General features: G+C 66.4%; 10 protein-coding genes. All 10 read left to right on the top strand.

Features of this window, described 5'->3' with window-relative positions; all coding sequences use genetic code 11:
- Window positions 1-10 precede the first annotated feature (10 nt).
- The 10 genes from PanNE5_RS21940 to PanNE5_RS21895 all read left to right on the top strand — a co-directional run bounded on the left by PanNE5_RS21940 (window position 11) and on the right by PanNE5_RS21895 (window position 11,793).
- A complete protein-coding gene (locus tag PanNE5_RS21940) occupies window positions 11-1,732 on the top strand; it encodes an ABC transporter permease (RefSeq protein ID WP_261938809.1) in 1,722 nt (573 codons plus the stop codon).
- A 65-nt stretch (window positions 1,733-1,797) separates the two neighbouring features.
- On the top strand, window positions 1,798-1,953 hold the full coding sequence (locus PanNE5_RS21935; protein WP_157211514.1) for a hypothetical protein: 156 nt from the start codon (window positions 1,798-1,800) through the stop codon (window positions 1,951-1,953).
- A 365-nt stretch (window positions 1,954-2,318) separates the two neighbouring features.
- On the top strand, window positions 2,319-3,230 hold the full coding sequence (locus PanNE5_RS21930; RefSeq protein ID WP_017234888.1) for a LysR substrate-binding domain-containing protein: 912 nt from the start codon (window positions 2,319-2,321) through the stop codon (window positions 3,228-3,230).
- 180 nt (window positions 3,231-3,410) lie between these two features.
- A complete protein-coding gene (locus PanNE5_RS21925; RefSeq protein ID WP_017234889.1) occupies window positions 3,411-4,487 on the top strand; it encodes an ABC transporter substrate-binding protein in 1,077 nt (358 codons plus the stop codon).
- Between the two features lie 129 nt (window positions 4,488-4,616).
- A complete protein-coding gene (locus tag PanNE5_RS21920) occupies window positions 4,617-6,635 on the top strand; it encodes an aconitase family protein (RefSeq protein ID WP_261938808.1) in 2,019 nt (672 codons plus the stop codon).
- A gap of 12 nt (window positions 6,636-6,647) precedes the next feature.
- Entirely contained in the window at window positions 6,648-7,931 is a 1,284-nt protein-coding gene (locus tag PanNE5_RS21915) for a CaiB/BaiF CoA transferase family protein (RefSeq protein ID WP_150563089.1), read from the top strand.
- 102 nt (window positions 7,932-8,033) lie between these two features.
- Window positions 8,034-9,116: a CaiB/BaiF CoA transferase family protein gene (locus PanNE5_RS21910; protein WP_017234891.1), complete on the top strand. Its 1,083-nt coding sequence runs from the start codon at window positions 8,034-8,036 to the stop codon at window positions 9,114-9,116.
- Window positions 9,117-9,312: 196 nt separating this feature from the next.
- Window positions 9,313-10,026: a hypothetical protein gene (locus PanNE5_RS21905; RefSeq protein WP_157211515.1), complete on the top strand. Its 714-nt coding sequence runs from the start codon at window positions 9,313-9,315 to the stop codon at window positions 10,024-10,026.
- 79 nt (window positions 10,027-10,105) lie between these two features.
- The gene (gene dinB, locus PanNE5_RS21900) at window positions 10,106-11,212 is read left to right on the top strand and encodes a DNA polymerase IV (RefSeq protein ID WP_261938807.1); all 1,107 of its coding nucleotides are present in this window, start codon (window positions 10,106-10,108) and stop codon (window positions 11,210-11,212) included.
- A 71-nt stretch (window positions 11,213-11,283) separates the two neighbouring features.
- Window positions 11,284-11,793 carry an MgtC/SapB family protein gene (locus PanNE5_RS21895; RefSeq protein WP_261938806.1) on the top strand — a complete coding sequence of 170 codons (510 nt, stop codon included), beginning with the start codon at window positions 11,284-11,286 and terminating at the stop codon, window positions 11,791-11,793.
- Window positions 11,794-11,999 lie beyond the last annotated feature (206 nt).

The following is an 11,999-nucleotide window of genomic DNA, read 5'->3' as shown; positions in this document are numbered from 1 at the left end:
CCATTTGCCGATGTCATCGACGCCCCCGTCCCGCGCCGCCGCCGATTCTGCCGTCATCGATCCCGTTTTGGCCGAGCGTTCGCCTCCCGTCGCCCGCCGCAGGCGCGCTGGCCGTCTTTCCGGCGCCTGGGCGTGGCGGCTGGTCGCATCGGTTCCCGCACTGGTTGTGCTCGTGCCGATGTTCGGCATCGTGGCGGCGCTTGGCGCGGGCGACGCGGATACGCATGCCGTGCTGGCGCATATGCTCGATACGGTGCTGCCCGAGTACCTGCTCAACTCGCTTCGTATCTCGGTGGCCGTGAGCGCCGGCGTGCTGGTGATGGGCGTGGCCAGCGCATGGCTGGTCGTGCACTGCGCCTTTCCCGGGCGCCGTGTGCTGGAGTGGGCACTGATTCTGCCGCTGGCGATGCCCGCTTACGTTACCGCTTACGCCTATACCGATTTCCTGCAGTTCGCCGGGCCGGTGCAGAGCGCGTTGCGCACGCTGCTCGCGGTCGAACGTCTCGCCGGCTTCCCTGAAGTTCGCAGCTGGTACGGCGCTGCCTGGGTCTTCGCGGGCGCCTTCTATCCCTATGTCTATCTGCTGGCGCGAGCGGCCTTTCTGGAACACAGCCAACGGTACCTCGAAGCCGCACGCACGTTGGGGTGTACGCCTGCGCAGGGGTTTTGGCGCGTGGCGTTACCGCTGGCGCGACCGGCCTTGGTCGCGGGGCTGGCGCTGGTGCTGATGGAGACACTCGCCGATTACGGCGCGGTGGCCTACTTCGGCGTGCCGACGCTCACGACCGGCATCTATCGCGCGTGGTTGTCGATGGGCGATCGGGTGGCGGCCGCGCAACTCTCCGCCTGTCTGCTGTTCGCCGTCCTCGTCCTGCTGATCGCGGAAGCGCGCAGCCGGACGCGCCTTCGGTTCTATGGGGCGCCGGGGCGGGCGCCGTCGACGTCGCGGCGTGCGCGCTTGTCAGGGGCGCGCGCCGCCCTGGCAACCCTCGCGTGCGCACTGCCGCTCATCATCGGCTTCGTGCTGCCCGTGCTCATCATGCTGCGGCTGGCGGTCGCCGAGCTCGATCAGGTGCCTTGGCATCGGTACGGCGAGTGGGTCTTCAATACGGTGCGCCTCGCGGCACTGGCGGCGCTCGTTGCCAGCGTCTTCGCCGTGGTGCTCGGGTACGCACAGCGACTGGCCCCGGGACGCGTTACGCGTATCGCCATCCGGCTCGTGGGCGTGGGTTACGCCATCCCGGGCGCGGTCATCGCGCTGGGCATTCTCACGCCGGTGCTCCGACTCGACACGTGGCTGGGTCATGTGTTCGGCGCCGACGGACTGGTGCTTGCAGGCACGAGCGGCGTGTTGATCTATGCCTATCTCGTGCGATTCCTGCCGGCGGCGCTGCAGAGCGTGGACGCCGGCTTCGCCCGCATCCCGCCAAATCTTGATGCCAGCGCCCGCAGCCTCGGCGTGGGCGGCTGGGCGATGCTACGCCGGGTGCATCTGCCGCTGCTGCGCGGCAGCGTGTTGACGGCCGCGCTGCTGGTGTTCGTCGACGTGATGAAGGAGCTCCCCGCCACGCTCGCGCTGCGGCCGTTCAACATGGACACGCTGGCGGTCGTTGCCAGTCATCTGGCCGCCGACGAACGCCTCGCCGAGGCGGCCGTGCCGGCATTGACGCTTGTGCTGGTGGGCCTGTTACCGGTGCTGGTGCTGGCGCGCGCCATCGCGAAGCGCGCCTGAATGGATGGGGTGGCGGCATCGAGGCCGCGCGCGACTTGTGGCGGGAACCCCGATCGAATTCCCGTTTGAAACGTTTCCTGGTTGCCGCGCCGATAGCGCCGCACTATAGTCAAAGCAGGCCCGGCAACGATGCCGGGATGATCGAGCGTCAACAAAATGATTGCGATCGTCATTTGCAAATGTTGGCTGTTCATGGCCTTGGCGTCGGTACCGCCACCTGAGGCACCGCTGAACACGGCAGACGGCGGCTGGAGCGCCGTGCTGCTGGCGGGAGCGATGCGCTAGCGGGTGTCCCGGGAGGGACCGGCACCGACACTTCGAGACGGATGCGCGACGTCCGATGGGAACGTGTATTCCCGGGGCTTGACGTCGGGTTCGCCGCCTCCCGCGCTTGACGAGTCGCTTCCCCCTGAGTCGACTCGCCGCTTCCCCGAATGTCGTAGTCGTTTGCCGTCGTTCAGCAGGGGGCCTGTCGCACGTTGGCGCTTCGGGTGCTTTGCTGTGTCGTCGGGGGCGGTCGACAGTGGCGTTTTCGCCACATGCGCCGCAAAATCGCTGTCAATGCAGTGCCTTTGGGAGACTAGGCATGACGCTATGGCGGATCGATCTAGTCTCGTTGCGACTGTTCGTCGCCGTTTGCGAAGAAAGCAGCATTGCACGGGCGGCCGAGCGCGAATTCATCGCGCCCTCTGCCGTCAGCAAACGGATCAACGACCTGGAGTCCCTGGTCGGTTCGGCGTTGCTCCAACGTCATAAGTGGGGTGTGCGGGCGACCCCGGCAGGCGAGGCCCTCCTGCACCACGCGCGCAATGTGTTGCGCAGCCTCGAGAAGATGCAGGGCGATCTGTCCGAGTACACCAGCGGTGTGCGCGGCCATATTCGCATCTTCGCCAACGTTTCCTCGATCGTCGAAACCCTTCCCGATGAGCTCGGCGCGTTCCTGCGTCGCCACGACGGCGTGAAGGTCGACCTGGAAGATCACACCAGCGCACAGGTCGTGCGCGGGGTGGCGGACGGGGCCACCGACATCGGCATTTGCTGGGACGCCGTGGATACCCGCGATGTCGAGGTCTTCCCCTATCGCAACGACCAGATCGTGACCGTACTGCACCGCGACCACGCGCTGGCCGGCCGCGAACAGGTCGCCTTCGTCGACACGCTCGATTTCGACCACATCGGCGTGCATCCGGACAGCGCCATGTACACCGTGCTGCGGCGCGTGGCGGCCGAGCAGGGCAAGACGGTCAAATTCCGCATCCATGTGTCGACGTTCGAGGCGGTGTGCCGCATGGTGCGCGCCAACCTCGGGCTGGCCGTGGTGCCGCGCGAGGCCGTCGGCAGTTACTCGCAAGCGACTGACGGGGAGGCGCTGCGCATCGTGCCGCTGACCGATCCGTGGGCGCTGCGCCGGCTGATCGTGTGCGTGCGACGCTACGACGCCTTGCCCGTCGCCTCGCGCATGCTCGTCGATCACCTGTGCGCTCGCAACATTGCGTAAAGCATAGGAACGCCAAAGGTTCGCCCCAGGGCGGCAAGCGTCGCGAACGGCGATGTCTGGCATGCCGAAACACAACTTGTCGGCGCTTCGGGGGCAGCGGATGCTCTCAGAGCCGATAGCGATTCCGGCCGACGAGCCGGAGCGCGCCGATTTCCCGCATAGGGCGGGAGGAGACACGCGATGACATATACCGAAGCGCGCCGCGTGCGCGTTGCCGTAGGACGTTGGGCTCTCGTCTTCTCGCTGGTGGCGTCAGGCCTCGCAGCATTGGGGCTGAGCACTGGGGCCTGCGCCGCGCCCGCACAGGCGCTCGAAAAGCCGAAGCTCACGATCGCCGTGGGCGGCAAGCCCGGCCTCTACTATCTGCCGTTGACCATCGCTGAACAACTCGGGTACTTCAAGGACGAAGGGCTCGACGTCACCATCGACGACTTCGCCGGCGGCTCCAAAGCCTTGCAGGCGGTCGTCGGCGGTAGCGCCGACGTGGGCGCCGGGGCTTTCGAGCATACCTTGCTCATGCAGACCAAGGGATTGACCTATCAAGCGTTCGTGGTGCTCGGCGCGGCCCCCCAACTGGTGCTCGGCGTGGTCAAGGCCAAGGCCGCGGAGGTGAAATCGGTCAAGGACCTGAAGGGAATGCGCATCGGCGTGAGCGCGCCGGGGTCGAGCACGCATATGCTGGTCAACGTGGCGCTCGCGAAAGCCGGGCTCAAACCGAGCGACGTGTCCATCGTGGGCGTCGGCAGCAATGCGACGGTCGTCGCCGCCGCACGTGGCGGGCAGGTCGACGCCGTCTCCAACGTCGATCCGATGATGACGCTGCTGCAGTCGTCGGGCGACATCAAGGTACTCGTCGACACGCGTACGCAGGCGGGCACCCGCGCCATGTTTGGCGGGCCGATGCCGGCGGCCGTGATGTACGCGCCGCAGAGCTTCATCGAGAAGAATCCGCGCACCGTGCAGGCCGTCGCGAACGCCATCGTGCGGGCAGACAAATGGCTTCAGCACGCCACCGCTGCAGAATTGATCAAGACCGTGCCGGAGTCCTATCTGCTGGGCAACAAGGCACTTTACCTGGAAGCGTTCGCCAACTGCCGCGAGGCGTTCTCGCCAGACGGCATGATGCCCGCCGGCGGTCCGGCCACGGCGCTCAAGGCGCTCGCGTCGTTCACGCCCGAGGTCAAGCCGTCGCAGATCCGGCTCGGCGATACGTGGACCAACGTTTTTGCGACACAGGCCAATCGACAGTATCCCTGAGGGTGTCCAGACGAACGCGCGCCTGGATGTCGTGACCTCACGTTTCGTCCCGCGGCCGCCCGCGGACTCGGTACGGAACGTGCGATCAAAACGGGTGAACCCCTTGGGGAACATTCGAGGAGCGATCTCATGCAAGCCACTGTGCAACTCCACGGACGTGTGCTGTGGTTGAGCGACCGGGCCGATGTCATGGCCCGGCAACTGGCGGGCGAATCGTTGACGCGCACCGAAGCCGGGCCGTTGCGCGACCAGATTTCCACCGACGAGATGACGCCCGCATGGGCGTGTCTGGCGTTCGATGAGACGCTCGGCGACTACGTCTATGTCGGATTGCGATGCAGTGCGGACGCAACGAATCCGGCCGGCGTGTTTCCCGTTAGGCAGAAGGCGGTGCGCGAAGGCGGCTTCGCGTTGTCGGTCGCCGGAATGCGCCGTGGCAAGGGGTCGTCGCGCGAGGCGAGTCCGTTCGCCGAATGGTGCGCGGGCATCCGGATCGTAATCGCCGAGAGTTTCGAGCGCATTTATGCGCAGAACTGCCAGAACCTCGGGCTGTTGATGTCGACCGACTTGGCGCTCGCGGAGCGGCTGCAAGCGGGGGAGACGGTCGCCATCGACGCCTTTCTCGAAGACTGCGATCCATTGGGCGAGGAGATCGTGCGCAGCGGGGGATTGTTCGGTTACACGCGGCGCCGGCTGGCGGGAGACGTCGTGGCGCCGCGGCCCGCCCATGCGCCGGGACCGATGACCTACGGCGAGAAGATCATTGCCAGGGCGCTCGGCGTGCCTCGTGTGCGCGCAGGCGACGCCGTGTTCGTCCCCGCCGACTGGCGTTTTTCCCACGAATACGTGACGCCGATGGCCGTGAGCTTCCTGCGTCACGCCTTCGGCGACGCGGTGCCGGCGCTGCACGACCCGGCGTCGATGCTGTGCTTTGAGGATCACCTGACCCATCTCGATACGGTGTCCGTCGGCAGTGGCGGGCCGCCGCCGCTGGTGGATGCGGCGCTGCGTCTGGGTTCGGCCCAGCGCGAGTTCTGCGCGCAGCACGATCTGCGTCTGCATGGACGCGCGGCGGGCGGTGGCTCGGAAGGCATCTGCCATGCCTTGATGCTCGAGCGCTACGCGCTGCCGGGGCAGGTCATCGTTGGCACCGATTCGCATACGCCGCATTGCGGCGCGGTCGGTGCGTTTGCGTTCGGCGTGGGCGCCACGGAGATGGCGAACGCCTGGTTGACGGGCGACGCGCGACTGGCGGTGCCGGGCACCTGTCTCGTGCATCTGCGCTCGCGCTTGCCGGCGGGCGTGGGGGCGAAGGATCTCGCGCTGCACCTGCTGCATCTCCCGTACATCCGCGACGGCCGTGCCATCGGTCAGATCATCGAATTTTCCGGCGAGGCGGTGGCCCACCTGTCGACCGACGAGCGGGCGACGCTGACCAACATGGTGGCGGAAATCGGTGGACTGACCGGGCTCATCGTGCCCGATGCCGAGACCGTGAGATACCTGCGTGAACGGCGCGGCGTCGACGCGGCGTTGGCGCCGTGGATGACAAGCGATGCGCAGGCCGCTTACGCCCACGTCATCGAGATCGATTGCGCCCGACTCGGCGCGATGGTGGCGAGTCCCGGTGATCCGGGCAACGGCGTGGCGCTCACCCAGTTGTCGGTGGAGGTGCCGATCGATATCGCGTACGGGGGATCGTGTACGGGCAGCAAGCGCGAGGACCTGCGCGCATGCCACGAAGTGCTCGCATGGGGCCTGTCGCAAGGGCACAAGGTCGCCGATGGCGTGCGCTTCTACCTGCAGTACGGTAGCGAAGATGTCCGTGCGTGGTGCGAGGCGCAGGGCTACGCGGACGTGTTCGCGGCGGCCGGCGTCAAGGTGCTCGCGCCGGGGTGCGGGGCGTGTGTGAACGCTGGGCCGGGCGTATCGCGTGCGCCCGACGAGGTGGTCATCAGCGCGCAGAACCGAAATTTCCCGGGCCGTTCGGGACCCGGGCAGATGTGGCTGGGCAGCCCGGCCACCGTGGCCGCGAGTGCCTTGGCGGGGTACATCGTCGGCTTCGATCAATTACGACGCAACGGCTTCGCGGCGCCTGCCGCGCGCCTGCCGGATCGGCGGCGTGGCGACGCGTTGCGCGCGAGCTGAGGAGAATAGCCGATGCCGGACGTGTCCGCCGCAACGCCAATGCCGTTGAAAGGCATTCGGGTTGTGGAGTTTTCCCATATGGTCATGGGCCCCACCTGCGGCATGGTGCTAGGCGATCTCGGTGCCGACGTCATCAAGGTGGAACCGGTCGGCGGCGACCCCACGCGGTGCCTGCTGGGCACGGGCGCGGGCTTCTTCCGCGCGTTCAATCGCAACAAGCGCAGTCTTGCCGTGGATGTCACACGGCCGGAGGGGCGTGAGCTGATTCTGCGCCTGGTGAGCACGGCGGACGTGCTGACCGAGAACTTCAAGCCCGGGCGCATGCGCCAGTTCGGCCTGGATTATGCAACGCTATCACGCTTGAATCCGGCGCTTGTCTACGTCTCGCTCAAGGGGTTCCTGCCCGGTCCGTACGCCGCACGCACCGCGCTCGACGAAGTCGTGCAAATGATGGCGGGGCTCGCGTATATGACGGGACCGCCCGGTCAGCCGCTGCGTGCGGGGGCCTCGGTCAACGACATCATGGGTGGCGTGTTCGGCGCGCTCGCCGCGCTGGCCGCGCTATACGAGCGCAAGAGCACCGGGCGCGGACAGGAGGTGCAGGGGGCGCTGTTCGAGAACTGCGTGTTGCTGGCGGCGCAACACATGCAGCAGTTCGCGGTGACGGGCGTGGCGCCCGACCCGATGCCCGCCCGCTTGTCGGCCTGGGGGATTTACGATGTGTTTACGGCGCGCGACGGCGTGCAAATCTTCCTCGCGGTGGTGAGCGACACCCAGTGGCGCATCTTCTGCGACGTGTTCGGCCGGCAGGATCTGGCCGACGACGCGCGACTCGCGACGAACAACGATCGGGTGCTTGCCCGTGACTGGCTGCTGCCTTTGCTGCGCGAGATGATGTTGGGGTTCGATGCGAGTTATCTCGCGGCCGCGTTTGAGCGGCACGGTCTGCCGTTCGCGCCGATCGTCACACCCCAGGCGCTGTTCGACGACCCGCATTTGCGCGCGAGCGGCGGACTGGGCGATCTGGTGACCGAGCAAGGCGAGCACACGCAGGTGCCGCTGCTGCCGATCGCGATGGCGGGGCAGCGCTTGCCCGCGCGCCGGCCGTTGCCCGCGGCGGGCGAGCATACGTATGAAATCTTGCGGGATCTGGGGTATCTCGACGGCCAGATCGCGCGGCTGCTGACGGACGCGGTGGTGGCCGGTCCGCTGGGCGATGGTTCGGCGGGCGAGACACCGAGGCGCGGTGACGCCACCGGTCCCGTTTTACGGGAAGACGGCACGGATCGAGGCTGATTTCGGAAGTGTCTGAGTAAAGAAGGCGTGTCGTCCGCTTGCCCGCGGACAGTGCGGCGCGGTACGGTGTGGACATCCACCCTCATCCCTTGCTCGCTCGCCATGACCGAATCGCTCGATTTGCCTGAAAGCCCCGAAGCCCGTGAATCGTCTGTCGTCGCCGACGCACCGCTGGCCGGCGTCACGGTGCTGGATCTCACGCGCTTGCTGCCCGGTCCGCTCGCGGGACTGCGCCTCGCGGAACTGGGGGCGCATGTCGTCAAGATCGAAGACACCGGGGCCGGCGACTACGCCCGCGAGATGATGCTCAACGACGGCGAGGCGCCGCCAAGTGCATTCTGGCGTTTGCTCAATCGCGGCAAATCGGTCGAGCGACTCGATCTCAAACGCGATAGCGACCGCGCGGCGTTCCTCGACTGGGTCGTTCGCGCCGACGTGTTGCTGGAGGGATTTCGCCCAGGGGTGATGGCGCGGCTCGGTTTCGATTACGAGACGCTGGCGCGCCTCAGGCCGTCGTTGGTGATGGCATCGATCACCGGGTACGGACAGCATGGGCCGATGGCGCAGGCCGCCGGACACGACATCAATTACATCGGCTACGCGGGCGTGCTCGACCAACTGGGTGATTCAAACGACGCGCCGATCGTGCCGAATTTCCAGATTGGCGACCTGTACGGCGGCGGGCAGGCGGCGGTACAAGCCGTGCTGGCGGCGCTGGTCGCGGCGCAGCGCACCGGCCGCGGCCGGTGGCTGGACGTCTCGATGACCCACGAGGTGTTCCGCGCGAATCTCATTCCGGCCGTCGCTCTGCATCGGCAAGGGCATGCGCCGCGGGCGGGCGCGGACTTGCTCAACGGCGGCGTGCCTTGTTATCAGGTCTATCGCACGCGGGATGGACGTTACATGGCCGTGGGCGCGCTCGAACTCAAATTCTGGCAAACGTTGTGTGACGTGCTGGGGCGCAGCGAATGGAAAGCGCGGCATTGGTCGCTCGGACAGGCGATTGGCGGCGACGACGCACGTGCGCTTCAGGCTGAACTGGCGGCGGTATTCGCTAGCGCGTCGCAGGCCGACTGGACGTTGCGTTTTGCCGATGCCGACTGCTGCGTGACGCCAGTGCTTCGCCTGGAGGAGGCCGTGACGCACGCGCTCTTCGCGCAGGCGCGCGAGGCGTTGACACCCTGACGCCCTGACGCCGGGCGAGAGTGCGTTACCGAATGTCACAACTTTTCAGGAGATAACGACACGAAGTGTGGCCTTTGTTCGCGTAGAGTCATCGCTTGCCCACCCTGATACCGCCATGACACGACGGCTCGCCTTGCGCCAAGCACGAAACGGGATAGCCCATGCCGCGGGAGGGCGACTGACGGCGGTGGCTGTCATGGTTGCGGTAGTGATGGCGGCGATGTGTACGGGATGCGTCTCCTACCAAGACGCGCCCACCGATCATGGCAAAGTGCGCTCGACGGCAATGACGACCGCCGATCTCGCACAGACGGACATCAATCGCATGGCGACGCTGGGCATGCGGGCCAACCTCGAGGGCTTGTACCGGCTGGCCGACAAGCTCTACAAGCGCAACCCGCGCGAATGGCGCAAGGGCGGGGCAGCGACACAGACGCAGGCGATGACGCAATTGCGCGCGGCCATCGAAGGGCGACGAAGCCTGCCGGCGCTGCGGAATTTGCGCGACGTGAAGGCATTATCCCTCTCGCTCGACCCGGCCTTCAGTGGCGATCGCGTGGCCGCGTTCGTCTACAGTCTTTCTGACACGATTGTCGCGGCGCATGGCGGGACGACGGTCTTCTATCTGAGCGATGGCCTCGACGCACAGCGAATCTACAATGCGGCGCGCAACGTCGAGATCGCGGCGTGGCTGCTGTCGAGTCGTCACGACATGACAGGCAAGCCGCTGCTGCTGGCGAACGAACTCACCGACGTGCGCAACGTGAGCTTCGAACGGGAGTTTGGCAAGATCATCGGTCGGCTCGATCTGCTCGCCGAGATGCTCGACGAGAAGTATCGGCGCGCCGGCATCGGGTACGTCCAGAATGTGCTCGGCGCACAGTTCCTCCAGTTCCTGCCTGTGCGATGAGGCGCTGACGCAATGTCACGCGTCGGGCGCAAATGTGGTGTGAATGCTGTATATTTGCACAGTGTTTTCATTGCGAGCCATGTCCTCCTCTACGCGCAAGATCATTCACTGCGACGCCGATTGCTTCTACGCCTCTGTCGAGATGCGCGATGACCCGTCGTTGCGGGGAATTCCGCTGGCCGTCGGGGGCCAGCCCGATCAGCGAGGTGTGGTCGCAACGTGCAACTACGAGGCGCGCGCCTTCGGGGTGCGCTCGGCCATGCCCTCGGCACAGGCGCTCAAGCTCTGTCCCGAGTTGCGCATCATTGCGCCGACGATGCGCCGGTATCAGGAGGCATCGCAGCGCATCATGGCGATCTACCGCGATTACACGGATCTCGTCGAACCGCTTTCACTCGACGAGGCGTATCTCGATGTCACGCACAGTGATCGTTGCGACGGCTCGGCCACACTGATCGCCCGCGAGATTCGCGCACGGGTCGCCGAGGAGGTCGGGCTCACCGTCTCGGCCGGCGTCGCCCCCAACAAGTTCATCGCCAAGATTGCCAGCGACTGGCGCAAGCCCGACGGCATGTTCGTCGTGAGACCGGCAGAAATCGACGCCTTCGTGGCCGCGCTCCCCGTCGAGCGCCTGTTCGGCGTGGGGAAGGTCACGGCGGAGAAGCTCCGGGCGCTGGGAGTGCAGTCCTGCGGCGATCTGCGCAGTCATTCGATGGCCGATCTTGCCGAGCGTTTCGGCGTGTTCGGTCAGCGATTGTATGAGCGCTGCCGCGGCATCGACACGCGCGACGTCAGCCCGGACCGGGAACGCAAGTCGATCAGTGTCGAGACCACCTACACGCGCGATCTGCGCACGCTGGCTGACTGCGAGGCGGCGCTTGAGCCGCTGCTTCGTCAGTTATCCGAGCGGATCGAGCGGGCGCGCCGCAGCGAGCCGCTGGCGATCGCCAAGGTGTTCGTCAAGATTCGTTTCGCCGACTTTTCACGGACGACGGCAGAAGCCGGCGCGCTGAGTGTCGATGCCGCGCAATGTCGTGAATTGCTGGCCGACGCCGTCGGCCGGAAACGCCGACCGGTGCGCCTGATGGGCGTGGGGGTGCGACTGCTCGAAGCCCAGGCCGCGCGCCAGTTGCGCTTGTTCGACGACGAGGTCGACCCGACTCACTCTGCCCGGGACGGGCGATAATGCATCGCCACAGGCATAGATCGCTCGGAGCAGCCGGGCGAGCGAGACGCGAGAAACGAGCGAGGTGAGGGATGGCGGAGATCATCGAAGTCACATTGCGGCTGATGGCAGCGCTGGTGCTGGGCGGACTCGTCGGGCTCAATCGAAATCTCCATCACAAATCTGTCGGCTTGCGCACACTGGCGATCGTGTCGTTCGGCTCGGCGTTGTTCGTGCTGGCGGTCGTGCCGTTTCCCGGGTCGGCGCTGGTCTATGACACGTCGTCGGTCAGCCGGGTGGTGCAGGGCATTGTGGCCGGGATCGGTTTTCTGGGCGCGGGCTGTATCGTTCGGCCGAACCGTAGCGCGTCGGTGCACGGATTCACCACGGCGGCGGCGCTCTGGAGTACCACGGGGATCGGCATTATCTGCGGCTTGGGCCGTTGGCATATCGCGCTGGCCGCGATGGTCCTGCTGCTCGTCGTATTGGCGATCGGCGGGCGTATCGAAGACATCGCGCATCGATGGCTGGGACACGACGAGCTGCCGGGGCTGCCGTCCGGCACGGACACGCCGGCGCCGCGCGAGCCCGACGACAAGTAAGTGCCATCCGGCGCAACGGGGACGCGGCACGTCGACGTCGCTCCCCGGTGGACGTCACCGGAAGATCTTGCGGATACCAAAGAAAATGCCCGCCGAGGCGGGCAAATGACGTTGTCGCAGTACCCCCAAAAGGACGTAAGAGGGCGATTGCATTTTGGTCAGCGGCCGGTCGTTCGCCAATCGGGGCTTGCCCGATTAGGGAAAGC

The sequence above is a fragment of the Pandoraea sp. NE5 genome, from assembly GCF_024363545.1.
GTDB lineage: Bacteria > Pseudomonadota > Gammaproteobacteria > Burkholderiales > Burkholderiaceae > Pandoraea > Pandoraea cepalis.
The sequence above is the reverse complement of the archived record's forward strand: the minus strand, read 5'-3'. Positions and strand labels throughout refer to the sequence as shown.